The sequence below is a fragment of the Treponema sp. OMZ 906 genome (assembly GCF_024181185.1).
Lineage (GTDB): Bacteria > Spirochaetota > Spirochaetia > Treponematales > Treponemataceae > Treponema.
Window position 1 is genome coordinate 426528 of record NZ_CP051196.1, and the last position, 25125, is coordinate 451652.

Consider the following 25125-nt stretch of genomic DNA (forward strand, 5'->3'; position numbering starts at 1 on the left):
CCTAATATGCGATATGACAATAAGAAATACCCTAAATTTTTGCCAATGACATTTGAGCATGTTCATAAAAAATATCTTGCACTGCCAAACTTGTAAAAGTGTGATACACTGAAAAGGAGCTCTAAGCGATATTTCGACTATGGTTTAGAGAGAACTACTATTTCTGTTCAGGAGGAACAAGCATGAATATAGAACACATTCAACCCAAAGAAGTATTCCGTTGGTTTGCCGAAATTTCGGCTGTGCCGCGCGGTTCACACAATGAAAAAGCCATCAGCGATTTTTTAGTACGCTTTGCAAAAGAACGTTCGCTTGAAGTGTATCAGGATGAGGCGCTCAACGTCATTATCAAAAAGCCCGGGACGGCCGGCTACGAAAAATCCCCTACGGTTATATTGCAGGGACACATGGATATGGTCTGCGAAAAAACAGCGGATTCAAATCACAATTTCCTTAAAGACCCGATCAAGCTGATCGTAGAAGGAGACACTCTCCACGCCGACCGAACAACGCTTGGCGGAGATGATGGTATTGCGGTCGCGTATGCACTGGCTATTCTTGATTCCAAGTCGCTTGCCCATCCGCCGCTTGAGGTCTTGATTACCACAACCGAAGAAGTCGGGATGGACGGAGCGAGAGCCTTAAAAGCAGATCATTTACAGGGGAGAATCCTTTTCAATGTCGATTCCGAAGAAGAAGGTGTATTTTTGGTTAGCTGCGCAGGCGGCGCGAATACCCATGTCGATTTTAAGATCGAAACGGAACCGTTGAAGGGACAGGCGCTCTCCATCAAAGTCGATGGGCTGCTCGGCGGACATTCCGGTATGGAGATTATTAAACAACGTGCAAACGCCATCAAACTGCTGGGACGGATTTTGTCTGCAGTAAAGGCGGAGCAGTCCGCACATATTGTGTCGATTTCGGGCGGTTCGAAGCATAACGCCATTGCAAAAGAAGCGCTGGCAATTATCACCGTCGAGGATGCCGCCCGCGCACAGACAGCGATTACAAAACTTGCTGAAGCAATTAAAGCGGAATACCGTGTTGCCGACAAAGATATCCGCATTGCAGCCGAAGCGGCGACAGCTCTGCCTAAGATGATGTATAACGGTACCGTCAGTTGCGGCATCATAGACTTTATGACGATGGCTCCTGACGGAGTACAATACATGAGTATGGATATCCCCGGATTGGTACAAACCAGCTTAAACAACGGCATTCTCGCCCTGAGCGGAGAAACCCTAACCTTTACGATTTCGGTACGTAGTTCGGTAAAAAGTGAACTGGATGAAATTGTGCAGGTACTGAAGCTATGCGCAGAGCGTACCGGAGGCATATTCAGTAAGGTGTCGGAGTATCCTGCATGGGAGTATTCGCCGCAGTCTCGTGCCCGGGACGTTGCCGTAAAAACATACAAAGCACTCACCGGCAAGGAACCGGTTGTTTCTGCTGTTCACGCAGGCCTTGAATGCGGACTTATCAAAAAGACCATCCCCGATATCGATGCCGTCAGTTTCGGCCCGAATTTGTACGATGTGCATACCCCAAATGAACACCTGAGTATCTCATCAGTCGAACGGATGTGGAAATTTATCGTTAAACTTCTGGAAAATATGCGGTAGATAATATAACCACAACGGGTTTACGCAGGGGAGCGGGGAGAGGCATGGTTGGGTCTCACTCGATGCTTCCTTGCGTTTTTTTGTGTACTGCGCGGTTTTATTTTAATTAACCGGTAAATCCATAGAGAGTGCAAAGGATCCGGTATGGTTATGTTTAGAGAATAAATTATCGCTCCAATCAATTATTCAAGCTCTTCTACTTCTTAATAGATCCTTTTTATTTATTATTTGTTTTCTATCTTTATTAAAAATATTTATAAATAGATAAAAAAATAATTATATACTTGCGAGTGCCGATAATGTATGATACCATATATCAAGATTATTAATTGGAGGTTCTATTTAATTATGGAAGCGTTTTTACAAAATCTTACTAACCTAGTCGCAGGCATAAACAGCTTTGTATGGGGACCGTATTTTCTTATCCCTCTGCTTTGCGGAACAGGTTTATTTTTCACGCTCCGATTAAAGGGTGTGCAATTTTCAAAATTCGGTGCCGGATGGCGCAGACTGTTCAGCAATTTCTCATTAAAAGGAGAAAAAGCGGGGAAGCACGGTATGAGTTCTTTCCAAGCCGTTGCAACCGCGATTGCAGCGCAGGTAGGAACCGGTAACTTAGTCGGTGCAATGACGGCTTTGATTATGGGCGGCCCGGGCGCAATTTTTTGGATGTGGCTCGCCGCATTAGCGGGTATGGCGACGAACTTTGCCGAAGCCTGTATCGCACAAGTCTACAAAACAAAGGATAATTCGGGACAGACCGTCGGCGGCCCTGCGTATTATATTTCCCGCGGTTTGGGAAATACGGGCTTTTCAAAATTCCTTGCAGCATTCTTTTCCGTTGCGATTATTCTCGCGCTTGGATTTATGGGTAATATGGTTCAAGCGAACTCAATCTCCGATGCGTTTTTAAATGCATTCTCCGTGCCGACATGGATAACAGGGGTTGCCCTTGCCGTTGTTGCCGGCGTTATTTTTATGGGCGGCGTGAAGCGTATTGCATCCGTTACTGAAAAAGTTGTTCCATTGATGGCAATTATCTATATTGCTGTCGGTATCATCGTTATTCTTATGAATGCGCATAACATTCCAGCTATGTTCTCTATGATTTTTAGAGGGGCGTTTAATCCGCGATCCGTTTGGGGAGGTGCTTTAGGCTTCGGTATAGGGCGTGCTGCTCGTTATGGTATTGCTCGCGGTCTTTTTTCCAACGAAGCCGGTATGGGATCCACACCTCATGCCCATGCAGTTGCAACCGTCGATAATCCTGTCGAGCAGGGTGTATTGGGAATTGTTGCCGTATTTATCGATACCTTTGTCGTTTTGAATATTACCGTCTTTACGGTTTTAAGTGCCGATATCATCAGGTTTGAAGGCGGACAGCCGGTGATGAAAGGTATTCAGCTGGTTCAGGAGGCGTTTTCGCAACACCTTTTCGGACACACCTTCGGTTATCTTTTCATTGCAATCTGCTTGTTCTTTTTTGCATTCTCTACGATTATCGGTTGGTATTATTTTGGTGAAACCAATATCCGATACCTGTTCGGTTCAAAGGGCTTAGTACCGTATCAACTGTTGGTTGTAGCATTTATCTTTTTAGGCAGCTTGCTGAAAATCGATTTAGTATGGGAGTTGGTAGACTTCTTTAACGGTATTATGGTTATCCCGAACCTTATCAGCTTATTGCTACTGAGTGGCACGGTTGCGGCAGTCTTGCACGATTATAACGCAGGTAAGCCGTACGATGTTAATAATTATATCAGAAAATAACTGAATTTAAAACGTACCAATCCGCCGATTAGTCTTTGTTCTGATTCGTGCAGTGGGTTATCTCACATGCCGCATCGAGGGCGTTGATTAGTCGGCGCGATTCTCGTCTTTACCCTTCCTAACACAACTTATGAGAACCTCTAAAAGCTTTAGAAACCAACTGCAGAATAATGAGACTATGATTTTTAAAACCAGTCTTTCCGTTAGCCTTTTGTAAAAAGTGCATCGCATATTTACAAAAGGTGTATACCTTGCAAAAAGCACCAATAAGCAATATCATTGTGCCCTGATGTTCATTGTATGAACCGCATAGGAGAATATATGGCACATAAAGTTCGGATTTCCGATTTGGTATTAAGAGACGCGCATCAGTCTTTACACGCAACGCGCATGACAACCGCAGATATGCTGCCTATTTGCAACAAGCTGGACAGCGTCGGATATTGGAGCCTGGAAGCATGGGGTGGAGCGACGTTCGATTCATGTATTCGTTTTTTAAATGAAGATCCGTGGGAGCGGCTGCGCTCTTTGCATAAGGCGCTGCCAAATACTCCCATTATGATGTTGCTGCGCGGACAAAACTTATTGGGTTACCGGCACTATGCCGATGATGTCGTCGATGCGTTTGTGAAAGCTGCTGCCGATAACGGCGTTGGTGTGTTCCGTATTTTTGATGCGCTTAATGACCCGCGCAATCTTAAACGTGCGGCGGATGCAGCAAAGAAAACCGGCAAGCATGTTCAAATGGCTATCTCCTTTGCGACAACTCCGTATCATACTATCGAAAAATATGCGGAACTGGCAAAAACGTATACGGAATTCGGTGCCGATTCCATCTGTATTAAAGATATGGCAGGGCTTTTAAAGCCGATGGAAGCTTATGATTTAGTAACGGCGATTAAAAAGAAGACGACTATCCCAATCAATATTCATACCCATGCAACAACGGGGCTTTCCGTAGCGACACTGCTTAAAGCAGCGGAAGCGGGAGCGGATATCTTAGACACTGCGATTTCATCGATGTCGATGGGAACCTCGCACAGCCCGACAGAAACTATGGTAGAAATTTTCCGCGGCACCGAATGGGATACCGGTTTGGATATTAACCTGCTCCTCGAAATTGCGGCCTATTTCCGTGAAGTGCGCAAGCATTATGCTCAGTTTGAATCGAGCTTCCTCGGTGCAGATACCCGTATCCTCGTGTCGCAGGTGCCGGGCGGTATGCTTTCCAACCTCGAAAATCAGCTGCGCGACCTGAAAGCCTCCGACAAAATGGATGCGGTATTAAAAGAAATCCCGATTGTTCAAAAAGACTGCGGCTATATTCCGCTTGTTACCCCAACGAGCCAGATTGTCGGTACTCAGTCGGTATTCAATGTCTTGTTCGGACGGTATAAAAAACTGACCGCAGAGACCCGTGACCTGCTTATCGGCCGGTATGGTAAAACTCCCGCTCCGTGCAACGAAGAACTGGTAAAAATCGCTTTGGCAGAGGCAAAACTCGATAAGCCCGTTACCGCGCGCCCTGCCGACTTTATTCCCAATGAGCTGGACAAAATAAAAGCCGAAGCAAAAGAAAACGGAGCAGGCAATTCTATCGAAGATGTTTTGACTTACGCGATGTTCCCCAAGGTTGCACCAAAGTTCTTTAAAGAGCGCAGTAAAGGCCCCGTTGTGTTTACGGCGCCGGCGGCGGAGAAAAAAGTAGCAGACAGTGCAAGCAGCGGCTCGTATACGGTAACGGTAAACGGAACCGATTATGAGGTTTCTTCATCTAACGGAACATTCACCGTAAACGGTACTGCATACGCAGTAAGTGTAAAAGAGAACGCCTCCTCCGCATCTACGCAAAGAACGGCTGCCGCAGTTTCGGCATCGACCACATCGGCAACCCCTGCCGCAGCGCAAGCAGTACCGGCATCAAAACCGGCAACGTCCGCGGCTCCGACTGCTTCTAAACCCGTTGCGGCATCTTCATTAGCAGCAAGCGACAGTGGTGCAAAGCTGCTCGCTCCGGTAACCGGAACCCTTTTGCGCTACACTGTTGCGGAAGGTGCACAGGTGAGCGAAGGGCAGACGGTCATGATGCTTGAATCGATGAAGATGGAGTTGGAAATTAATGCGCATAAGGCGGGGGTTATTCACTTTGTGGCTGCAGCCGGTGCACAAATTGCAGAAGGCGACTCACTCGCAGAAATACGCTAACAGCCGCTCCGCCGGTATCGCGTCTCTATGTTAGTACTAAAAAAACTGTGCTGCAGTTGTTGTTTGACGGCTGCAGCTGTTTTCTTTTTTATCATCCCCACTTTATTTGCCCGGCCTTTTGCCGCCTTGGTACAATCAGCGCCAACATCAGTGCAAACCGGCAGTTCTCCCGAATATACCGGTAATATTCATGCAAAAATCAACACAGTAGCAGCACAACCGGTCTCCCACACTGCAGTGCAAGCCGGCCGTTCTGTCGTACCTGTGTCTGTATCTCAAAATGAGGAAGCCCTACGTGCCGTTGTTTCGCAGCTTTCGCTTGAAGAAAAAGCGGCGCAAGTACTGATGGTCAATATTGCAGGGAGCAAAACGGCGGATGCAAAAAGCATCGCATCGTTTAAAGGAACCGCTCCGGGTGCCGTGCTTTTGTTCGGATATAATATCGCAGATACGCCCCAAGCGGTTGCAGACTTTTTGGAATCGGCCGTACAAGGCTTTCAGGAAGCGGCGCGCCGTTCAGGTCATACTTTTATCCCGCCGCTTTTTGCGCTCGATAACGAAGGCGGTACCGTGTACCGAACCCGCCGCATCACTGCACCGCTGCCCGCTGCAGAGGAAATCGGCAAGCGGTTTTCCGTCGAGGAAACGGAGGATCTCTACCGATTGTTGGGACAGCAGATGCGGGAGCTTGGTCTCCATCTTAATCTGGCACCGGTTGCGGAAGCAGGGACGGAAGATGTTACAGCGGCACTCGGTACGCGGACATTCAGCCCGGAAACCGAACAAGCGGGACAATACGCCGCCGCCGCAGTACGAGGTATGCAGGGCGCAGATATTCTTGCGACGGTCAAGCACTTTCCCGGCAATAGCGCTGCGGATTTACACAAAAGTGCTGCCGAATTAACCGTTGACTATGAAGCCTTCCTCAGCCGCTATTGCTCAGTATTCCGGCCTTCAATTACAGACGGTGCGGCAGCGGTGCTCATTTCTCATATTACGGTGCCGGCAATTGAAGCCGCGCCGTTCTGCTTTTCCGCAAACGGAATTGCCCTGCTCCGTAATGAATTGGGATTTCCCGGCCTTATCATCACCGATGACATTGCAATGCAGGCATTAAACCGGAATGGCGCATCGCCTGAAGAAAATACTGTACGTGCAATCGCTGCCGGTTGCGATATGGTTATGTGTTCGCTGTCGAAAATCTATCCGCTGATTACAGCCATTGCCGAAAAAGCCCGCACCGATACTGCGTTTGCAAAGCGGCTTGACGAAGCAGTGCTGCACGTTTTAACTGCCAAGCAAAAAGTGAAACTCATCGATGCAAGCAAGCCTATTGCTACCAATGACTTCTTTATACCGCATACACCGGATTGGGAAAAATTCCGACACGCAAAAGAAGCCGCCGCCGTATATGAAAAAGCAACTCATTAAAAACTCAGGGTATCAGATCCCCCCCCTGTGAGCCAAATATGCTATCAGTATACTCATTGCAGTAAAATCAACGAGAAACTGGCATAAAGATAAAAGCTTATGTTATAATAAATTATACGGAGGAATGCTTATGTCTTATGAACAGTATACTCAAATAGAAACTCAGGTTTTAGGAATGCCTTATGAACAGAAAATTCAACTTCTTGCGATGATTGCAAATAATTTAAAAAATACAAAAGTAATTGAACCGATTCATTTACAGACTAAAAAAACAAAACGGCACTTCGGTATTGCAAAAGGAGAATTTTCTTATCCGAAAAATTTTGATGAAGATAATGACGAAATTTCAAAACTTTTTGGGGCTGTATGATGAAAATACTTTGCGATACTCATATTTTGATTTGGTTTTTAACAGGAGATGATCGACTTTCAGTAAAGGCACGTACCATTATAGAAAACGAGGAAAATGAAATTTATTTTTCTCTTGTGTCTGTATGGGAAATTAGTATAAAACATTCTCGTAAGCCGGAACAGATGAGTCTATCCCCTAAAAGATTTATAGAATTGTGTGAAAGCCAAGGCTTTTTAGAATATCCAATAGAACAGAGGCATATTCTTGCTCTCGATACCCTGCACCGTCCTGTACATACTCCAGAACATCATGATCCGTTTGATAAACTTTTACTTTCACAAGCAAAAATAGACCAACTCATATTTGTTACTCATGATGCGCTCATTCCGGATTACAATGAACCATGCATAGTTTCCGTATAAAAAGAACTGTAAGAATTATAACACGCATATATTTTGTCAGACGATCGACAGTTGTCTCCTACGCGAAATTTTTTTAATAGATTTGACGAAAAGTAAAATTTTTTTTATATTATTTTCAGAAACTAGGAATAAATCCTATAATTGAAAAATTTCTTTAATGTTTTAATGTATTGAAGAAAAAGGAGGAACTATGACAGTTACTGTTGATGAAAAAGCAAGAGCTTTTCTTGCAAAACACAATGAAACCAGTGTGTATACCTATTTAGGCGGATGCCGTACGTGAGGCGGCGTCGTACCTCAACCGGCCGTGTTTGCCGGTTCGCCTGATTCGCTCGATGACTACGATACCTTTAATGCTGACGGTATTACCGTCTATGTGCGCAAAGGAACCCAAACCGAAAACGGCTCGCTTACCGTTACAGTGGTTAAGATGTTGTGGATGGATTCTTTAGCAGTAGAAGGGATGGCATATTAGCCGCTGAAATTATCCCCGCAGGATGAACGCCTCCGGCAATCGATTTTCAACCTCTTTTGAAAATCGATTGTTGGGGTTACCGATATGTCTTAAACGGAAGAAAATAAGCTGAAAGCCTGCAATAATTTATAAACATTATCAGGGAGCGCGGTTTTTGCCTAACACTGTGAGTTCCGTGATACCGGCGTCTGATTTATAGACATTGTATATGAAAAGCGATAAAATACCGGCCATTAGGATAGCGGTGGTCTATACGTGGTTTATAATCCTATTTTTATAGATAATATACTATCTATTACACCGGTCTATGCTAATAGAGGAGTTTTTATGAAGGTTGTTATTGCCGGCTCAGGTGCTATGGGCTGCAGTTTCGGTTTTATGCTGCAAAAAAGCGGTAATGATGTAACACTGTTGGACGGTTGGCAGGATAATATCGATGCAATTAGGAAAAACGGTTTGCACTTGCAAGACGGTACTGCGGAACTATCAACAAAGATCGATGTTTATAAGCCGGAAGAGTTTAAGGGCACTGCCGATTTTGTTATCGTGTTTACAAAATCGATGCAGCTGGAAAATATGCTGAGCAGTATTAAACATGTTCTGCGGGATGATACAAAGATCCTCTGTCTTTTGAATGGACTCGGTCATACTGAAACACTGAAAAAGTTTATCGCGCCTAAAAATATTTTTATGGGTGTTACCGTAGTAACTGCCGGTATGAAGGGGCCGGGGAGTGCAGTGTTGTCAAGTCATGGAAAAACAGAAATTCAGAATATTGTACCGGAAGGCAAAGCCGGTGCGGAGGTCATTGTAGAAGCGCTCAATAAAGCAACAATGCCTGCAGTTTATTCCGACAATATTTTATGGTCTATTTGGCGGAAGGCTGCACTCAATGGAGCAATGAACAGCACCTGCACAATTATGGAATGCAATATGCTGGAGCTTGGCGGTATCGTAGGTTGTAAAGATATGATGCGCTGTATTATCTCCGAATTTGCCGCAATAGCAAAAACACAAGGAGTTACGCTAGATATCGATTCCGTAACTGACTACGTTTACGGATTTACGCAGCCGGACTTTGTCGGGGCAAAGCACTATCCTTCAATGTATCAAGATTTAATTAAAAATCACCGTTTAACCGAAATTGACTTCTTAAATGGTTATATTTCCCGTAAAGGTAAAGAACTGCATATTCCAACCCCCTATTGCGATCTTATTACCACTTTTGTACACGGCAAAGAGAAATTATTCGGATTATAAAAAGGAAATGGGAGTATCATTTGGGGTACTCCCGTATTTGATAGTATAAGGATATAAGATCGAGAACATTATGGCTGAACAAACAAAGAAAATTACGGTTAAATTTTTTATTAATACGCTTTTAAATGGCATGGCTGCAGGAATTGTTGTTGCCCTTATTGCTAACGCTGTTTTAGGACAGATATTTAAGGCGCTGGCGCCATACGGTGCCATATTCGGTATGCTGTACCAGTCTGTTGCGGATGTGCAATATTTGGTATCTGCGGTGATCGGCTTTATTGTCGGTATACAGCTCGGTTTTGTGCCGATTAAGGCTTCTATGATCGGGCTTGCCGGTTTTATCGCGTCTGGAGCAGTACGCCATGTAGACGGTATTGTTAAACTTGCCGGTATCGGCGACTTAATCAATGTGATGATTATTGTTGCGCTGGCAGCTCTTGTTACGCTGTGGTTGGGCAACAAGCTCGGCTCGCTTACGATTATTGTGCAGCCGATTATTGTTGCAGGCGGGCTGGGAGCATTGGGGCTCTTTATCTTGCCGTATGTAGCAGAGGTAAGCGCAGCAATCGGCCGCGGTATTAACTCGTTTACCGTGCTGCAGCCGGTACTGATGTGTATTCTTATTGCCGCATCTTTCTCTATTGTCATTATCTCACCTATTTCGACGGTAGCAATCGGTATTGCGATTGGGCTTGCAGGGTTGGCATCCGGGGCTGCAAACTTGGGTGTTGCTGCTTGTACTGCCGTACTTATTGTAGGATCGTGGCGTGTAAATAAGGCTGGAATTACCGCAGCTATTGCCCTCGGCGGTATGAAGCTGATGATTCCAAACCTTGTGCGTTACCCTATTATGGCATTGCCGGTTGTATTAACGGCCGCTGCATCAGGGATCGCAGGGCGTTTCCTAGGTATTATGGGTGATAAGGTGAGTGCCGGTTTTGGTATTGCAGGGCTTGTCGGTCCGATTAAGGCATACGAGCTATTAAGCGGCTCTCCCGCTGTGCGGATTGGTGCATTGCTGATTGCATACTTAGTTGTACCGTTCGGCTGTGCTTTGCTGCTGCATATTTTGTTTACAAAAATAATTAAACTCTATAAGCCGGAAATTTATAAATCCGAAGCGGTGTAGGTATTTAACGTCATGTATGGCAACTGTATCGGATATTTCCGGTGCAGTTGCCGTATTAAGACGGAATATCTTTATGTAAGAATATCATATCATTAGAATCAACAGCCCCGACGCAGAGCGTTGCCGAAAAACGGCAGGTATTAAACCGCACGAATAAAAGCAAAATAAAATACCGCAGTAAAGAAATAGAAAACTGCAATGATATAAAAAAATGCAATAGAAGGCATAAATGCGGAAGCGGCCGCACCGGCGGCAAAACATACGATACCGGACAGATAGTGTACACCGCGCCGTAGTTCTTGCCGTTTTCCACGCATGACCTTTCCCATCGCGAGTCCCGCATCCGTTAAATAGCCGCTAAAATGCGAAGTTCGTATTAAAATTCCGTCATAAGGAATGAACATACCGTTTTGTATACCAAGTATTACGCAAGTTATGATAAGCACGATTTGCAATGGCGGTCTTAGAACGGCGATCGCGAAAAACACTGTTGAGAAAACCAATAATAGAATACCGTAGCGTTTTGAGAATGTGCAATCACTTTTATGAAAAAGCATACCGGAGATGCATGCGCCGATATAAAAAGAAAGAATAAGCAATAAAAATGCGGCGGCCTCTGCAACAGCTCCTTGGGAAAGAGTCAGCGCTACACGAGTAATAGTGCCGGTGTGATGGCTGACCGCCGTACCGGCTATAATAAAAAATACACCGTTCAGAAACCCTGCGATAAAGGTTAGCAGATGTATTAATATCGTTAGAATAAGTTTATGTCTTTTACTCACTTGAATACTATAATCCGATTTCGATAAAAAAGCTACGTGATTGGTTCATACAAAGGCTTTAATACCTGTCGTTTCCGTTCTACTCCGGGGTTTGTTGATTATTCGAAAAGTGATATAGTACCGGCAGAGGCGATAGTGATTATCCTTGAAGTACAAGACATCTGTAAATATTACGGCACAGGAAAGAAGCAGCACATCGGTTGCGAACACATCAGTTTTACCGCTGAGGCTGGAGGTATCTACTCCCTGCTTGGATTAAATGGGGCGGGGAAAAGTACGGTATTGAACAGCATCAGCGGGTACCGCCTGCCCTCTTCCGGAGACGTATCGATTTGCGGATACTCCATTTTGAACGAACCGATCGAGGCTAAACGGAATATCGGGATTTTGTATGAGCAAAACCCGCTCTATGATTCGATGACGGTGCGGGAGTTCCTGCTTTTTACGCTGCAAATGCGCGGTTTCGGTAACGCCGTGCAGCAAGACCTGCTTGACGAGGCGGTTGAGTTTACCGATCTGCAAGAGGTATACGCCAAACGGATTAAAGAGCTGTCGAAAGGGTATCGGCAGCGGGTAGGGCTTGCGCAAGCGATTATCCATCACCCCCGCCTCGTCCTCTTGGACGAACCCGCGTCCGGCCTTGATCCGTTCCAGCTGAAAGACTTTGAAAAAAAAATACTTGCTCTATCCACGTATGCGGCGGTCATCCTTTGTACCCATCAGCTTGAACTTGCCGGACGGATATGCTCGCAGCATATCCTGCTCCACAAAGGACGGCAGATTGCCGGAGGAACACGGGCGGAACTCGCCGATCGTTTATACGAGGACTTCGGCATTGAAGAAGATGCTGCTTCCGATACGCTTTTGTTCAAGATCTTTGAACAGTACGCCGGAGTTACCACCCGCGAGTTCCGTGAATCCGCCGCTTCCGAATCCGCGGGACGGAAGAGTTCATATTCGGAAACGCCATCATCTGCGGCTGGTGTCGAACAATCCGAAACCGGTAAGCGGGGGCGACGATGAATCGATTCCCGGCGTTTAAGGCTCTTTTTAACAAGGAACTGCATACCCTCATATACAGCCCCACGCTGTATGCAGCAGCGCTCGTGCTTTACCTCGGAGCGGCGCTTCCGTTCGTGGGTTCAGGTTACTGGTTTTCGGCGGGGCTGTCGGACTTCCGCTCCTTTTTCCTCAATCTGCCGTTCCTGTTCTGTATTGTCATTCCCCTGCTCGCGATGAACAGCTGGGCTGACGAAAAAAAGCACGGCACCGACCGGCTCCTTGCCGCCTATCCGGTGGATAAACGCCTGCTTGCCGCGGCAAAATATGCAGCCCTGCTCGTCTGTTTTGCAGGAACCGCCACGCTTACGATGGTTATTCCGCTTTCGGTTATTCCGCTTGTTTATTTTGACTTTTTTCCGTTTTTTCTTTCGTATTGCGCTGTCCTCTTTTTCGGCGCAGCCTTTACCGCATGGTCGCTCGCACTTTCAAACATCTCTGCGCACACCGCCATCAGCTTTTTACTCAGCTTTTTTACCGGTATCTTTTTTACCGCAAGCCACGTACTTGCTCAAGTACTCCCGCTCCCGTCAGTCATTGTAAAAATACTGCGCTATTGCTCTTTTACGCTTCATTTTGAATCGGCCGCGCGCGGTATTTTCGACACTCGTGATTTCTTCTTCTATACACTGCTCATCGTCGCGGCGCAGGGGCTTTCGGTCTTTTTACTGTACGTTCAGGAGGAAAGCCGATGAACACAAAATCGATAAGCATAAAGATGCGCAGCGTAAAAGAGTACCGTATTCAAGCCCTGCTGTTGGGTGCCATCGTAGTAACGGCAGCGCTGCTCTCACAGCGACTCTATACCCGGCTTGATATGACAAGGCAGCACACCTATTCGCTTTCAGCTTATACTCAATCGATACTGAACAGCCTCGAAGGAACGGTAACGATTACATGGTTCCGCTCGTACAATATTGATGGGTTCCTGCCGTCGCTGCAATATGTTGAAGATATCCTCGCAGAATATCAGCGTACTGCGGACGGACGCTGTCTCGTGCTATACAAGGATACGGAGAAGCTTTCCCCGCAGCAGCTGAATCAGCTCGGCATTGTTGCTCGGCAAATTGAGCGGAACAGCAATAATACGCAGGTACTGCAAAATCTCTATTCGGGATTGCTGTGCGAGTACCGCGGGGAAAGCCGCGTTATTCCGTTCCTCTCCGATATCTACACCCTTGAAGCTGATATTGCGCGTTTTATTACCGAGATGAATCAGGATGCGCAGGGGCGAAAACTCGACCGCTCCGTTTATGTTGCGTTTCCCGAAGGCGGTGCAGAAAACGGCGCAACGGGTAATTATAAATATGTGTTGCCGTGGCTTGAGTATGCGGGGTTTGTACCGATTACGTTGACCAAGCCTTATCCGGAGCTGCACCCCGAAATTCCGCTATTGGTAATCGGCTCTTCCTACTTTGATGCCGATATGCTGACGGCTGTTGATACCTTCATTAACAGGTATGGTTCCGCCGTCTTTTTTGTGTCCGCAAACACCGTGGATATCGGCGGCAGCTGGAGTGCAACACCCAAAAAAGATGACGGACTGCTTGAACTGCTCGCCCGCTCCGGCTTTGCGGTGCAGACTAATCTTGTGATGGATCCCGTAAACTTCCGCATGACATTACCGGCCGCCGACGGCTCTCGGTACGAGCATATCAACTACCCGTTTTGGGTTCAGGTGTTCCGTCAAGAGGCGGAAGCGATTCCTCCGCTGCTATCTGCGGCAAAGCCCGTGCAGTTTTTCTGGCCGTCGGAGATGGTTTGTACCGCCGCGCGGGGAAAGACGCCGCTTCCGCTGCTTGTTTCAAGCACTCGGTCGGCGCTGCAACAGCCGCCGTATAACACCGACCCGCACGGAACTCAGCTTGCCGCAGCCGCGAACGGCGAACACGCAGCCTATCCGCTTGCAGCCTTCAGCGAGCGGGGCGTCAATGCGGTGAGCGGTATCAGCGGTGCAGATAGTGCGCGGCTCTTGGTGATTGCGGATGAGCATTGCGTGAGTTCCGCCGTAGAATACACAAATTCCGATGCGAATTTGGACTTTATGGTGAATACCGTGTACTGGATTGCGCGGCAGGATGCGCTTTTGCAGCTGAAAAACAAACAGCCGGCGGTTTTGCCCTTCCGCTACTTTGAAAGCGATACAGCCTTTAACCGCATTATCGCCGCCGCCCGTATCTTTAACCTTGTACTTGTCCCCCTGCTGATTATCGGTGCAGGCGCCGCGCTGTACATCCTCCGGCGGAGGAACCACGCATGAAAAAAGAAACAAAGGGCATGTTTATCATCCTCTGCGCGCTGCTCTGCTGCTATGCGTTGAGCTTTTTACACCGGCCTTCCCGGGCGGGCGTTTTTTCGAGCAGCTTGATGCATGAACAGGATATCCGCGAGGTTGCAGAAATCAGGTTTTCTATTCCGACAAGGGCTGAACCGGTAGAGATGGGCGAAATGACGCTGATTAAAGACGGCGCCCGCTTTTATCTCCGCACCGGAAACGGCAGCTATCCGGTCAGGCAGGAAATTATCGACCGCTTTTTTTCGCTGCTCGGCGCCGGACGCTCCTTTCTCCCCATATCGGTACGGCCTCAAGATTATCCCGATTACCAAATCGATGACGGACACGCTTCGCGTATTGTCTTTGTGCGGAAGGATAAAACCGTTCTTTCGGAACTCTTTTTCGGGATGACCGATGCGGCCGGCGCCGGTCGGTATGTGCGGACGGGAACAAGCGTCAAGGTGTTTTTAATTGATAATGCGTTTGAACCTTTTTTAACGGTCGCCGCTCCGTTCTGGCTCGATTTGCAGATATATGCGGCGCTTTTCCGCGGCACGGGAATCCAAGGCTTGGAGTACGGAAATCACAGCGTAATCAGGACGGAAGCAAACGGCGATGCGTTCCGCGCATTGGAAAGCTTTTTAGAAAAATTCTCCTGTATCGACATATACAGCGCGCCGCCATTACAAAGTCCTCAAACCGCACGGGTGCGTTTAGCACTCGGCAACGGCACGGAATTGCGCTTTTCGTTTACCACCCTGCAAAGCGGCGACTATGTAGTCTTCGACAGCCGCAGCTCAAATGCCTACCTCATCAGCGGGTATACCTGCGAACAGCTGCTCCGGCATATCGATGCGATATGTAATTCATAATGGGGATAGAAACTAAGGATTGGATAAAACGCCGTTATGGTGGAGTTTCTCTAAAGGGAAACACTCATGTATACGACGGTGCGGGTATACACGGCAGGTTTTCTACACCGCTGTTCCAGCTGCTGAATGATTTTTTCGAGGGAACCTTCCTCCGAACCAAAAGCCTTGCGGATTGCCGTGCCGTATTCGGATTCTGCCGAGAACCATCGTCCGAGTTCGGCCTGTGTTACCAGCCGCTTTTCTTGATAGTCTACCTTTTTCAGCAGCTGTATGCGGTAGCCTGCTTTTTCGGCGATGTCTACAACGGTGTTCTCCGTCCATGCGATGTGTTTATTTCGGCTGTCGGAAAAAAATGCGGCTTCGGCAGCCGAAAAACGATTTACGGATTCGTCAGACGGGAGCAGTGCCGACAGCCGGAGTCCCTGTTGCGGAAGCGCGAATGCAAAAATGATACGCGCACCGGTGGCATGTTCTTGCGCGATACGGGAAAAGAAAGCGGTAAAACCGTCCGCAGTCGCAGCGGGGTTATACGAAAGCACAACATCAAAGGCCAGCTCGGGAAAAAGAGCCTTACTATCTGACGGAGCGGATAGGTTTTCATCGAGCTGAGTAGCGGCAGATGTTTTTTCACTAGGGTAGGTACAGGCTGGAAGCACGGTCATAATCGGACGGTTTAAAAATTCAAAGGTTTCCGCGTACCGCTGTGCGGATTGCAAGGCTTCTTGGTGTTCAAAGATTCCTGCGGTACATCCGTTAAGGGTGATACGGGTACTCGGCCACAGTAAAAGCCCTCCGTCAGCCCGGTACACCAACGCGCGGTCATCAGCGGACAGGTTTGCCAGCCCGATAAGGGTGTCCCGTATCTGCTCCAGTATTTCGGCGCTGCTGCCTTCCGTCCGTGCCTGCCAATCTTCAACCGTAAAGGCATCCTTCTTTCCCTCGGCTGCTTCGTGTATGGCAGCCAGCTGGGTTTCCCGCTTTGCCAGTACCTCGTTCCGTATCTTTTCTTCGTAGCCGGTGTATCCGGGGGTGTAAAACACCCTGCCGATCAGTTCGTCGGGCAAGTACTGCTGTGCAATCCAGTGGTCGCGGTAGGCATGGGGATACAGGTACCCTTCTCCGTGCCTGAGCGATTCTCCGTCGCGGTTTGCATCTTTCAAGTGATTCGGCACCTCGGTCTGTTCCTTTTCTACCGCTTTCAGGGCGTCAAAAAAACCGAGCGAGCTATTCGATTTGGGGCATGTCGCAAGATACAACGCTGCATGGGTGAGGTGGTACCTGCCCTCCGGCAAACCGATACGATCAAAGGCTGCCGCCGCGCTTGTAACAACGGTCAGCGCGTGAGGATCGGCAAGTCCGATATCCTCGCAAGCGGAAATAAGCATACGCCGAAAGATAAAGTGAGGAGACTCCCCTGCCCGCACCATTCGGGCTAGCCAGTAAAGAGCAGCGTCGGGATCGCTCCCTCGGATGGATTTTATAAAGGCGCTGATGATATCGTAATGGTAATCGCCGTCTTTGTCGTAGAGCACCGCTTTTTGCTGGATACTTTCCTCGGCAGCCTGCATGTCGATGATGATTTCCGTACCGGCAGGCGGCGGCCAGTGTTCGGTAGATGTCTCAACGGCTAGCTCAAGAGCGTTTAAGAGACTGCGGGCATCACCTGCAGCGGTTTCGACAAGATGCTCCAATGCGCCTTCGGTAAAAGAGACTTTCCATTTTCCGTAGCCCCGCTCCGTATCCTGCAAGCACCGTTCCACAGTCCGGTACAGGTCGGCATCGGTGAGCGCCTTGAGCTGAAACACCCGACTGCGGCTCACTAAGGCTTTATTCACTTCAAAAAAAGGATTTTCGGTTGTCGCGCCGATAAAAATAACGGTTCCGTTTTCTACCCACGGCAGCAAAGCATCCTGTTGGGCGCGGTTCCATCGGTGTACTTCATCGACAAAAAGAATGGTCGGTTTTCCGTAGAGTTTTTTATATTGCTCCGCCGATGCAATCGCATCACGTATCTGCTGTACGCCTGCAAGGACAGCATTTAAACTTAAAAAATTACTTTTGGTATGATTGGCAATAACCTGGGCAAGGGTGGTTTTTCCCGTCCCCGGCGGCCCGAAAAAGATAACGGACGAAAGCCTGTCCGCTTGAATGGCTCTTCTTAAAAGCCGCCCTTTTCCGACAATGTGTTCTTGTCCGATATATTCGTCAAGGCTGCGGGGACGCATTCGTGCAGCAAGCGGAAGCCGTTCCGTCGTCGCCGCTGCCTCGAATAAGTCGTTACTCACGGTTCCATTCTATTTGACCGGGATTGTAGAAGCCCCATAAACCGGTATATCTCGTATTGGGATCGTTTATACCGGCATAGATGACATAACCGGTACTGCTATCAAACGCATAAATAGGATTAATCACATATTTTCCAACGCTGTTGTTATATTGAAGAATATTCCCCGGCGGGACGGAAGAATCTGCGGAACCTGCTTTAATCGGTTGTGCACCCGCAAGAGTAGGCGCATCGCCGGCAAGCTTAATTTCTCCATATCCCTTTATACCGCTGCTGATCAGTACTAAGTGCTTATTTTCCAAATAGGTAATACTTTGAGGGCTGCTTACTCCGTGTACAATATTTGTCCAAGTCGAAGTATTGCCGTCATAACAGTACAATTTCGTGTTGTCAACAACAAAGACGGAGGAGTCTGTAGGTCCTTCACAAATACCCTTTAGTCCCGAAGAAGGACTACCGGGTACCTTTGAACCGGTATTATTGCAAAGGCCGTCTTCAAGCAAGCAATAGGTACGCGCTGCGCCTACCGGAAATTTTCCGGTAGACCATGGAGGCGGGGATCCTCCTGCAATAACGCGTATCGTATAGGTTGTATCACTTTCTTTACTGACGGCAAAAACCACCCGCGTTCCGAAAACAGCCTTCGCCGTTAGTCCGTACACCTCCTTCCAAGTTGAAGATGGAGTTCCCGTGTCGTACCAATAAATTGTGAAAGCATCGTTTTGCTCAAATGCGGCATAAAGGTTGGGGCCACTGACAGCAAGCCCTGTGCACAGACCTGAGGGGCAATTCTTCATCTCCGACCACTTTCCTGTTTTTCCCTTTTCCTTGTACCATATCTTTCCGTTTGAAGCATATAACGTATCGCCAATCTTAACTATTCCGCGGACGCGGCCTTTAACGGAAGCAGGATTAAGTTTTACCTCCTGCTCTATCGCAGCGAATATCGGCGGGTTTTTACATGCTGATAACACGATTACAAGAGAAACCGCGAGAGTAGCGGCAAATAGTATTTTTATTTTTTTCATAGTTCTGTTCCTTTTTAGAAGTGATACCGGGCTGCAAAGCCGATATTCAAGAAATTGCCCGTACGATTAAAGCTTGAATCTTTATACCATTGCGGAACTATATCCCATGATAATTCGCCGCCGAACGACCATTCGGGGGAATACTGATAGAAAACGCCGGCTTGCGGTCTAAAGAACAAGCTGAAATACCGCGTACCGTTATAGGATTGAAAATCGCCGCCGATCCCGAACGTGAGCGGAATACGGAATTTTTCGATTGCAAAGGTGTATCCTGAATTGATTGTAAAGGGAATGGCAAAATAGAGATTGCTGCCGCGCGTTAAATGAAAGGTAAAAGCAATATCACCGCCGATGGAAACTCCTTTCGTCAGATAGTGAGTATAACCGAGGAAGATGCTGCCACCCGGATAGATATTGGGTTTAATCGCAAACTTATTCGGCGAGGTATTAAAAAGCGGTATTCCCAGCTGTAAACCCATGCGGATAAACTGATCGCCCTTCCGAATAGGTTCATAAACATACGCAGCAATAGGGGCTTGCGCAGACGGTGTTTCCGGTTCTTGAGTTTCGGCAGCTTCTTGCGCAAAAGTATTCCATATCAAAACAGAAAAAAAGAAAAATAACCAACAACGTTTCATAAAGGAATTCAACTCCATCTCATTTTATAGGATTGGGCATCTCTAAAAACTCAAGTATAGATTTGTAAAAGATCCCAATAAAACAATATCAAAATTATCTCGTAAAGTATTTCTAAACAATCACCCTGTACCATAAGTTACAGAAGTGCCGGTGTCAGCCATGCAACGTCCCATGCATAGAGCGCTAATGCAATCAACCCCATACTGATTAGTAATAGCGGGGCATTTTTCCATTGCGCGCTGACATTGCTTTCCTCAACCCTCCGTCTGACAGCGCAGAGTATAAACGACCAAACAAGCATACTTACTAAGGCGCTCACCAGAATAGCAATCAGTTCGATATAGGTGAAAGCCTGATAGAGGGCAAAGATAACGGTACCGCCCGAAAACAAGCGTTCCCGTATCAGCCGACTTTCAGAATGTTTAAAAAATATTCGGTGTACGGCCAGATCGCACAGATATACGATTATCAATGCGGCAATCGGCGTTATACTTACGATATCGAGCGGTAATAAAATAGAAAATTCAAGCAGCCAGCTGAGTGATGCAGAAATGAGCATCACCGCGCCGTCCCGTAGAATAAACGGAATCACTACGCGGGTTGAACGCGCATTCATCGAAAGGCGTTCCAAACCGATGCCTTGTAAAAAAATTAAAGAAGCGGGGAGGGTATAAAAAAAGATTATAGATACGATAAACATATGCCTTCTCACTACTATCGATTCCGATGCATTTCATCGGTTTGGAAGGGTAACAACTCACCTTTGTGGAAGCTGAGGAAAAGCCAGAGTGCAACACCGAGCATCATAAGAACGCCGGCGCTGCTCCCCAAAAACTTAAGCGGTAAAGGGAACGGGATAAGCGTAATACTGAATAAGCCGGAGCGAGCAGGTAAAGAAACCGTACCGAACACCACGAGTTCCCGCAATATCGAAATAACCGCTAAGAGAATTGAATAGAGTATCGGCATTTCAAACGGATATTGGCTTGAATCATACATACCGATGCTGATAATCAGTATATACGAAAACCCAACCATATATATGTATCTTTCGAGGCTAATTGCCATCACGGGAAAAATTGCCCCTACGATTTGCGCATATAATGCTGTCGCAAGAATAATATCAAGGAAGAGTATAATCTGAGAAAATTTATCAATTTTAAAATAAGCGATAAGCATCTTACTTACTATTCCGACCGCCAAAAGAAGCCAAAATTCCGCAATAAAGATCAGACCTTCAGCAAAATGAGCTACGAGAGGGATGACCGGACATAAACCTAAAAAAAAGACAACCGATTTATTGACCATAATTATCGCTCCTGCTTCTTCATTAGCGTGCCGATTTTATTCCGATGTATTGCAATAGCTGATTGCGTTATCCCGTAACTCTCCGCCTGCTCCGGAAGAGCATCAACCCCTGCAAGTCCACAGAATACACAGCCGCTCGAGCGTTCATAAAAAAAGACGGCAGGATAAACGCCGTACTTACCTGTTATTGGAAGCATAAATACTAACGCCTCATGTCCGGAGTATGTTGCGGACAATACGGCTCTAAATGGCAAGCCGGATAATCTTGAATTATCCTGTCCTAAGATAATTATTTGCTGCCCTTTAAAGCCGGGATACGCACGGCAAAGTTTTTCTGCAGCGGCGGTCAAACATAAGGCATCCGCTTTTTTCCGTAGATATGACAGCCCAAAAAATGAGGCTAAGAATACAAGCACAATTCCGGCAAGTGCAGCATATTTTTTAAAAAGGTGTTTTGCAGCATCGGTCATAATGCACCTCGTCTTCTTTTATAAAAATATGCTTCCAGCCACTCGATGAGGGGAGTGAGGCAACCAACAAATAAAACGGCAAAAGGGATACCGGCCGGTATCGCACCGGGACCCGCAATACAAAAAGCGAAGATGCCGGTCAATATGCCGGTGATAAATCTCCCTTCCCATGAACGGGGAATGGAGCCGCTGTCGTTCATGACAAAAAAGGCCGAAAAAAGAGCGCCGCTCGTCAGTATCGCAGATAATACATCACCCTGTCCGTATGTACTTGTGTGCCCTGCGGAGGGAAACAAATATACAAGCAGGCCGTAGACGATCAAAAAAGTAAAAGGAAGTGTTTTATGGATCGTTTTTACTGACAACAATACGATTGAAGAGCATAACGTTAAAAGATTATATCGAAAAGCCGGTATGGCGGATGGATAGTGAAGAAAAAGTCCGATATACCCTTCCGGAAGTGTTACGTCAACTTCGTGCAAAAATGTCGAGTTGAACATTGACGTTATATATTGATCGGCCGGTGTCTGCAACAAACCGGAGCCTTTCAGGGCGGAAAAAACACTGCCTTCGGAGATTATCCGATTGATACTGGCCGGTTGTACAAAGCAATCGGGCTTGCACACTGCAGCAATGCAGGCGGCAAGCATGACCGGATTAATCCATGAGAAACCTTTTCCGCCGAAAACACCCCAGCTGAAAAAATAACTCATAAACGCGATCAAAAAGCTAAAAACGAAGCCCCCGTTAACCGGTAGGAAAAAACCGATCAACAATCCGGTTACGAGCGCATGAATATCAAAGGAACTTTTTCCTTGCATATAACCGATAAGAAAAGACGCAAGCGCTGCTGCCGCTCCGGCAGATATGACCAGAAAGATACTTGCAAAATCGTGCATAATGCCCATCGCGATAAGCTGAAGCGATAGGAGGCTCAGCACGAGTATAGCGGTTTGCCGCGCATTCATACCGGTATAGATGTAGGGTGCAGGGGAAATTATCATACGATTATAGGGCATGGCCGGCTCCTTGCTCTGCTGCCGATTTGATAATCGCGCTTAACGGAATACGTACCGGACATACTGCCGAACAACAGGCACAACCACTGCATAATGCAATAGAACGCAGCGTTTCGGCTGTGTACCGATCCCTTTGAATATGGCGCACCGTATTTATGGGGTCGATATATGCAGGGCAGCTCCGCAGGCATTGTCCGCAGTGCCCGCATTCCTCCAGTTGTTGTTGAATATCAATATCTTTCCCGACCGCGTGGATCGATTTAATTCCCTTGCCGGCAGGTAAGTCTAAACTGTCAACCAACGTTCCGCGCAACAAACCGTTAATAATGATATGTGTATTTTTGCTTTTAAAGCCGCCGCATTCTTCTATCAGGTGTCCGATCGGTGTCCCGATGCGTACTTTAATAACCTTGGCGTGTTCCAATGTCTTGCCGGTAAGGAGCAAATACGTTGTCAACATCGGTTGGTTTTGTTGCACCGATTCATAAACCGACAACGCAGTCGAAGCGTCGATCACGACAGCATCTCTTTCTGCCGAGCGTGTATGGGCAGTTCCTGCGGGATAGGTTTGCGAGACAGTAATATGTGCAAGGTCTCGGTCGGGGATAATGGTTCCGATCGTATCAAAAAGGGCACGCTCTTTCTTTTCCGTACCTGTTTCTACAATGATTTTTGTGGCGCTCATCGCATGAGCGATAATGTTGATTCCTTCTGCGACTTCGCGGATAAACCGGCGGGCTAAAAAAGAATCCAGTAAGCAGGTAGGGTCTTTATCGTAAAGCATAACGGTTAGCGTTTTTATACCTTGCTTTACCGCCGTTCTAATGTCTTCTGCGAGAGAAATCGTTTCTCCGGAGGTATTGACTAAACCGGCAAGATCGAGAAAGTGAATCAGTCCTGTCTGATCGCTTTGCTTCCATAAATACGGAGTGCGTTGTTTACCCAATATTCCAAAGCTGCCCCCTGTTTTGATATGAAGTCCACGGAATGAATGGCCGTTTGGCAGCTGCGTATCGACAATCCCCGAAACAATACCGGGAACCGAGGCATGAACATGTGCTGAGGCGCTATTTCCCGCACGAGCAATCATCTGCCCTTCATTTACAGACTCTCCTATGGAGACGAGCGGAAGGCCACTCGTTTGTGTCCTGAATGCAAGCGGCACCAGTGCATATCGCGGCAGAAAAGCGTTTCCTTCAAATTGGGGCTCTAAGCGGATATATTTCGCTTGCTGTTGTCCCCGTTTAAACCGTATAAATTCTATCATCGTACCTTGCTCATTATAATCAGAACACAGGGAAATAACAACGTACCGAGGATAATAAAAAATGAGGTAAACGGACTCAGTGTAGATACGTGTAAGGGGCGATAGGCAGCAGCTAAAAAACCGGTCTGAGCTATCAGCATTTTCTCTAATGGGAGCAGTACCAGCCGTTCATTCCTTAATGCGCGGAGAATAAACACCGTATCGAAGGAGTATATAACTTTTTCTTCACGATGCAGTTTTCCGTTCGAATCCTCATAAAAGGAATCAAAGTACACTCGCATATTCGAGGTAAGTGGTTGCAGCGATTCATGTACATTTAGGTAGGGCAAAACAGCCGTATACCAATAATCTTCTATATAGTTACTTAAATCGGGAAGATAATCTTGCGGCCGCGATGCCTGCACGGTGAAAAAGCCGGAATCGGTAAACGGAATCGGCTGCCGTGAAACCGGCTGGGGCGCACTCAATTTAGCGGCAGCGGGACTCAAACGGTTCGTTGAGAACACAAGCGGTATAATCGCAGACACCAGCAGCAAACAGCCGGTTAAAACGGTAGCAGTAATTGCATATCGTGTGTTCCAAAACTGTGCCCATGATTGCGGATGCATGGCAAACAGCTTTAACGAAGGATGTTGACGGTACTGCTCCCAATAGGTCTCTTTCAGCTGCAAAAAGCTGTATACGGAAAAGAGTATGCTTGCCGATAACAGCAGCGCCAGCAAGAAAAAGCACAAGGAAACTACTCCACCGATAGCCGCAGTCAACAGCGGGGCAGCAGGGAGAATCAGCATGAATATATTATGCTTTATCCGCTCTTTAAGTTGCTTCCACTGAATAGTCAATTCGTTTTCCAGAGCTTCCAGCCAATATGCGGCAGTCAATATACTTAACAGGGCAGTTGCAGACGATAAACTGCTTTTAATACAAAAAGCATAACAGACAAAGCTGGACGCAGCGGCAAAAAACAGCAATTTTTTACGGGAACCGGCAATGCAGTAGGCAAACAGAATAAGCGCAAGAAGTCCTTGTATCGGACTATATGGAATAGCAGCTTCAAGAAAGAAATGAGCTCGTTTACCGTAGAGCGAAAAATAGAACGAAAGGTATTTAAAAATCGAAGTATACGGAAGGTACAGATATTGATATCCGCCGTCGTCATCGCGGAACCATCGGGTATAACGGCCGATATCGGTAAATGGAAACCGTTCATGCCGGCCGGTTCCTAGTAATGAAAAGCGGTTTGAAACGGAAAACTCCGATGCAACTCCCGATATACCGGCCTCTTCCGCAGCTGAAACATACGGTTCAATATCGTCCGAGCAGGGAACCGCTGCTATCCGGTATCCAGCCCATACAGGAGCATAAAAACGGAGAGGAAAGATGATAAAAAGCAAGAGAATTCCGGTTGCGATGAACGCCGACAAGAAATATAAAAAACCGTTCAGCCGCTTCATGG

The 25125-nt window shown here is 47.0% G+C and carries 23 protein-coding genes; 13 read left to right on the forward strand and 10 right to left on the reverse strand.

Annotation, left to right across the window (positions count from 1 at the left end):
• The first annotated feature begins 182 nt into the window (after positions 1–182).
• The 9 genes from E4N69_RS01765 to E4N69_RS01805 all read left to right on the forward strand — a co-directional run bounded on the left by E4N69_RS01765 (position 183) and on the right by E4N69_RS01805 (position 10666).
• Positions 183–1622, forward strand: coding sequence for an aminoacyl-histidine dipeptidase (locus E4N69_RS01765; protein WP_253824294.1), 1440 nt, complete (start codon positions 183–185; stop codon positions 1620–1622).
• Positions 1623–1970: 348 nt separating this feature from the next.
• The gene (locus E4N69_RS01770; protein WP_253714958.1) at positions 1971–3392 is read left to right on the forward strand and encodes an alanine/glycine:cation symporter family protein; all 1422 of its coding nucleotides are present in this window, start codon (positions 1971–1973) and stop codon (positions 3390–3392) included.
• A gap of 321 nt (positions 3393–3713) precedes the next feature.
• Positions 3714–5597, forward strand: a complete 1884-nt coding sequence (gene oadA / locus E4N69_RS01775) for a sodium-extruding oxaloacetate decarboxylase subunit alpha (protein ID WP_253824295.1) — start codon at positions 3714–3716, stop codon at positions 5595–5597.
• 27 nt (positions 5598–5624) lie between these two features.
• A complete protein-coding gene (locus tag E4N69_RS01780) occupies positions 5625–7028 on the forward strand; it encodes a glycoside hydrolase family 3 N-terminal domain-containing protein (protein ID WP_253824296.1) in 1404 nt (467 codons plus the stop codon).
• 130 nt (positions 7029–7158) lie between these two features.
• Positions 7159–7398, forward strand: coding sequence for a DUF2281 domain-containing protein (locus E4N69_RS01785; protein ID WP_253824297.1), 240 nt, complete (start codon positions 7159–7161; stop codon positions 7396–7398).
• Entirely contained in the window at positions 7395–7802 is a 408-nt protein-coding gene (locus E4N69_RS01790; RefSeq protein WP_253824298.1) for a type II toxin-antitoxin system VapC family toxin, read from the forward strand. The genes E4N69_RS01785 and E4N69_RS01790 overlap by 4 nt, the downstream gene beginning before the upstream one ends.
• Before the next feature lie 190 nt (positions 7803–7992).
• Positions 7993–8277, forward strand: a complete 285-nt coding sequence (locus tag E4N69_RS12695; RefSeq protein ID WP_305880162.1) for a CC/Se motif family (seleno)protein — start codon at positions 7993–7995, stop codon at positions 8275–8277.
• Between the two features lie 327 nt (positions 8278–8604).
• Positions 8605–9537: a 2-dehydropantoate 2-reductase gene (locus E4N69_RS01800; protein ID WP_253824300.1), complete on the forward strand. Its 933-nt coding sequence runs from the start codon at positions 8605–8607 to the stop codon at positions 9535–9537.
• 70 nt (positions 9538–9607) lie between these two features.
• The gene (locus E4N69_RS01805) at positions 9608–10666 is read left to right on the forward strand and encodes a PTS sugar transporter subunit IIC (RefSeq protein WP_253673630.1); all 1059 of its coding nucleotides are present in this window, start codon (positions 9608–9610) and stop codon (positions 10664–10666) included.
• A 140-nt stretch (positions 10667–10806) separates the two neighbouring features.
• Here E4N69_RS01805 and E4N69_RS01810 read toward each other — a convergent pair whose 3' ends face one another.
• Positions 10807–11448 carry a YoaK family protein gene (locus E4N69_RS01810; protein WP_253824301.1) on the reverse strand — a complete coding sequence of 214 codons (642 nt, stop codon included), beginning with the start codon at positions 11446–11448 and terminating at the stop codon, positions 10807–10809.
• Between the two features lie 135 nt (positions 11449–11583).
• Between E4N69_RS01810 and E4N69_RS01815 the strand changes: the two genes are divergently transcribed.
• From E4N69_RS01815 to E4N69_RS01830, 4 genes are read left to right on the forward strand one after another with little or no spacing between them, the layout of a single operon-like run.
• Positions 11584–12471 (forward strand): ABC transporter ATP-binding protein, encoded by an 888-nt coding sequence (locus tag E4N69_RS01815; protein WP_253824302.1) that lies wholly within the window; start codon positions 11584–11586, stop codon positions 12469–12471.
• The gene (locus tag E4N69_RS01820) at positions 12468–13202 is read left to right on the forward strand and encodes an ABC transporter permease (RefSeq protein ID WP_253824303.1); all 735 of its coding nucleotides are present in this window, start codon (positions 12468–12470) and stop codon (positions 13200–13202) included. Before E4N69_RS01815 ends, E4N69_RS01820 begins: the two co-directional genes overlap by 4 nt.
• On the forward strand, positions 13199–14767 hold the full coding sequence (locus E4N69_RS01825; protein WP_253824304.1) for a Gldg family protein: 1569 nt from the start codon (positions 13199–13201) through the stop codon (positions 14765–14767). The genes E4N69_RS01820 and E4N69_RS01825 overlap by 4 nt, the downstream gene beginning before the upstream one ends.
• Positions 14764–15654: a DUF4340 domain-containing protein gene (locus E4N69_RS01830; RefSeq protein WP_253824305.1), complete on the forward strand. Its 891-nt coding sequence runs from the start codon at positions 14764–14766 to the stop codon at positions 15652–15654. Before E4N69_RS01825 ends, E4N69_RS01830 begins: the two co-directional genes overlap by 4 nt.
• 50 nt (positions 15655–15704) lie before the next feature.
• Here E4N69_RS01830 and E4N69_RS01835 read toward each other — a convergent pair whose 3' ends face one another.
• The 9 genes from E4N69_RS01835 to E4N69_RS01875 form a co-directional block, all read right to left on the reverse strand.
• Entirely contained in the window at positions 15705–17939 is a 2235-nt protein-coding gene (locus E4N69_RS01835) for an AAA family ATPase (RefSeq protein WP_253824306.1), read from the reverse strand.
• The gene (locus E4N69_RS01840) at positions 17932–18966 is read right to left on the reverse strand and encodes a hypothetical protein (protein WP_253824307.1); all 1035 of its coding nucleotides are present in this window, start codon (positions 18964–18966) and stop codon (positions 17932–17934) included. Before E4N69_RS01840 ends, E4N69_RS01835 begins: the two co-directional genes overlap by 8 nt.
• A 14-nt stretch (positions 18967–18980) precedes the next feature.
• On the reverse strand, positions 18981–19604 hold the full coding sequence (locus E4N69_RS01845) for a TP0733 family outer membrane beta-barrel protein (protein WP_253714972.1): 624 nt from the start codon (positions 19602–19604) through the stop codon (positions 18981–18983).
• A gap of 137 nt (positions 19605–19741) precedes the next feature.
• Positions 19742–20305 carry a hypothetical protein gene (locus tag E4N69_RS01850; RefSeq protein ID WP_253824308.1) on the reverse strand — a complete coding sequence of 188 codons (564 nt, stop codon included), beginning with the start codon at positions 20303–20305 and terminating at the stop codon, positions 19742–19744.
• A gap of 14 nt (positions 20306–20319) precedes the next feature.
• Positions 20320–20913 carry a hypothetical protein gene (locus E4N69_RS01855; protein ID WP_162662226.1) on the reverse strand — a complete coding sequence of 198 codons (594 nt, stop codon included), beginning with the start codon at positions 20911–20913 and terminating at the stop codon, positions 20320–20322.
• A 2-nt stretch (positions 20914–20915) separates the two neighbouring features.
• A complete protein-coding gene (locus tag E4N69_RS01860) occupies positions 20916–21383 on the reverse strand; it encodes a hypothetical protein (protein WP_253824309.1) in 468 nt (155 codons plus the stop codon).
• Positions 21380–22402: an RnfABCDGE type electron transport complex subunit D gene (locus E4N69_RS01865; RefSeq protein ID WP_253714975.1), complete on the reverse strand. Its 1023-nt coding sequence runs from the start codon at positions 22400–22402 to the stop codon at positions 21380–21382. Before E4N69_RS01865 ends, E4N69_RS01860 begins: the two co-directional genes overlap by 4 nt.
• Positions 22392–23669, reverse strand: coding sequence for a 4Fe-4S dicluster domain-containing protein (locus tag E4N69_RS01870; protein WP_253824310.1), 1278 nt, complete (start codon positions 23667–23669; stop codon positions 22392–22394). Before E4N69_RS01870 ends, E4N69_RS01865 begins: the two co-directional genes overlap by 11 nt.
• Positions 23666–25123, reverse strand: coding sequence for a hypothetical protein (locus tag E4N69_RS01875; protein ID WP_253824311.1), 1458 nt, complete (start codon positions 25121–25123; stop codon positions 23666–23668). The genes E4N69_RS01870 and E4N69_RS01875 overlap by 4 nt, the downstream gene beginning before the upstream one ends.
• Between the last annotated feature and the right edge of the window lie 2 nt (positions 25124–25125).

Coding starts and splice junctions, on each gene's coding strand:
- E4N69_RS01765 (WP_253824294.1), top strand. CDS start 183: ATGAATATAGAACACATTCAACCCAAAGAAGTATTCCGTTGGTTTGCC.
- E4N69_RS01770 (WP_253714958.1), top strand. CDS start 1,971: ATGGAAGCGTTTTTACAAAATCTTACTAACCTAGTCGCAGGCATAAAC.
- oadA (WP_253824295.1), top strand. CDS start 3,714: ATGGCACATAAAGTTCGGATTTCCGATTTGGTATTAAGAGACGCGCAT.
- E4N69_RS01780 (WP_253824296.1), top strand. CDS start 5,625: ATGTTAGTACTAAAAAAACTGTGCTGCAGTTGTTGTTTGACGGCTGCA.
- E4N69_RS01785 (WP_253824297.1), top strand. CDS start 7,159: ATGTCTTATGAACAGTATACTCAAATAGAAACTCAGGTTTTAGGAATG.
- E4N69_RS01790 (WP_253824298.1), top strand. CDS start 7,395: ATGATGAAAATACTTTGCGATACTCATATTTTGATTTGGTTTTTAACA.
- E4N69_RS01800 (WP_253824300.1), top strand. CDS start 8,605: ATGAAGGTTGTTATTGCCGGCTCAGGTGCTATGGGCTGCAGTTTCGGT.
- E4N69_RS01805 (WP_253673630.1), top strand. CDS start 9,608: ATGGCTGAACAAACAAAGAAAATTACGGTTAAATTTTTTATTAATACG.
- E4N69_RS01820 (WP_253824303.1), top strand. CDS start 12,468: ATGAATCGATTCCCGGCGTTTAAGGCTCTTTTTAACAAGGAACTGCAT.
- E4N69_RS01825 (WP_253824304.1), top strand. CDS start 13,199: ATGAACACAAAATCGATAAGCATAAAGATGCGCAGCGTAAAAGAGTAC.
- E4N69_RS01830 (WP_253824305.1), top strand. CDS start 14,764: ATGAAAAAAGAAACAAAGGGCATGTTTATCATCCTCTGCGCGCTGCTC.
- E4N69_RS01840 (WP_253824307.1), bottom strand. CDS start 18,966: ATGAAAAAAATAAAAATACTATTTGCCGCTACTCTCGCGGTTTCTCTT.
- E4N69_RS01845 (WP_253714972.1), bottom strand. CDS start 19,604: ATGAAACGTTGTTGGTTATTTTTCTTTTTTTCTGTTTTGATATGGAAT.
- E4N69_RS01850 (WP_253824308.1), bottom strand. CDS start 20,305: ATGTTTATCGTATCTATAATCTTTTTTTATACCCTCCCCGCTTCTTTA.
- E4N69_RS01855 (WP_162662226.1), bottom strand. CDS start 20,913: ATGGTCAATAAATCGGTTGTCTTTTTTTTAGGTTTATGTCCGGTCATC.
- E4N69_RS01860 (WP_253824309.1), bottom strand. CDS start 21,383: ATGACCGATGCTGCAAAACACCTTTTTAAAAAATATGCTGCACTTGCC.
- E4N69_RS01865 (WP_253714975.1), bottom strand. CDS start 22,402: ATGCCCTATAATCGTATGATAATTTCCCCTGCACCCTACATCTATACC.
- E4N69_RS01870 (WP_253824310.1), bottom strand. CDS start 23,669: ATGATAGAATTTATACGGTTTAAACGGGGACAACAGCAAGCGAAATAT.
- E4N69_RS01875 (WP_253824311.1), bottom strand. CDS start 25,123: ATGAAGCGGCTGAACGGTTTTTTATATTTCTTGTCGGCGTTCATCGCA.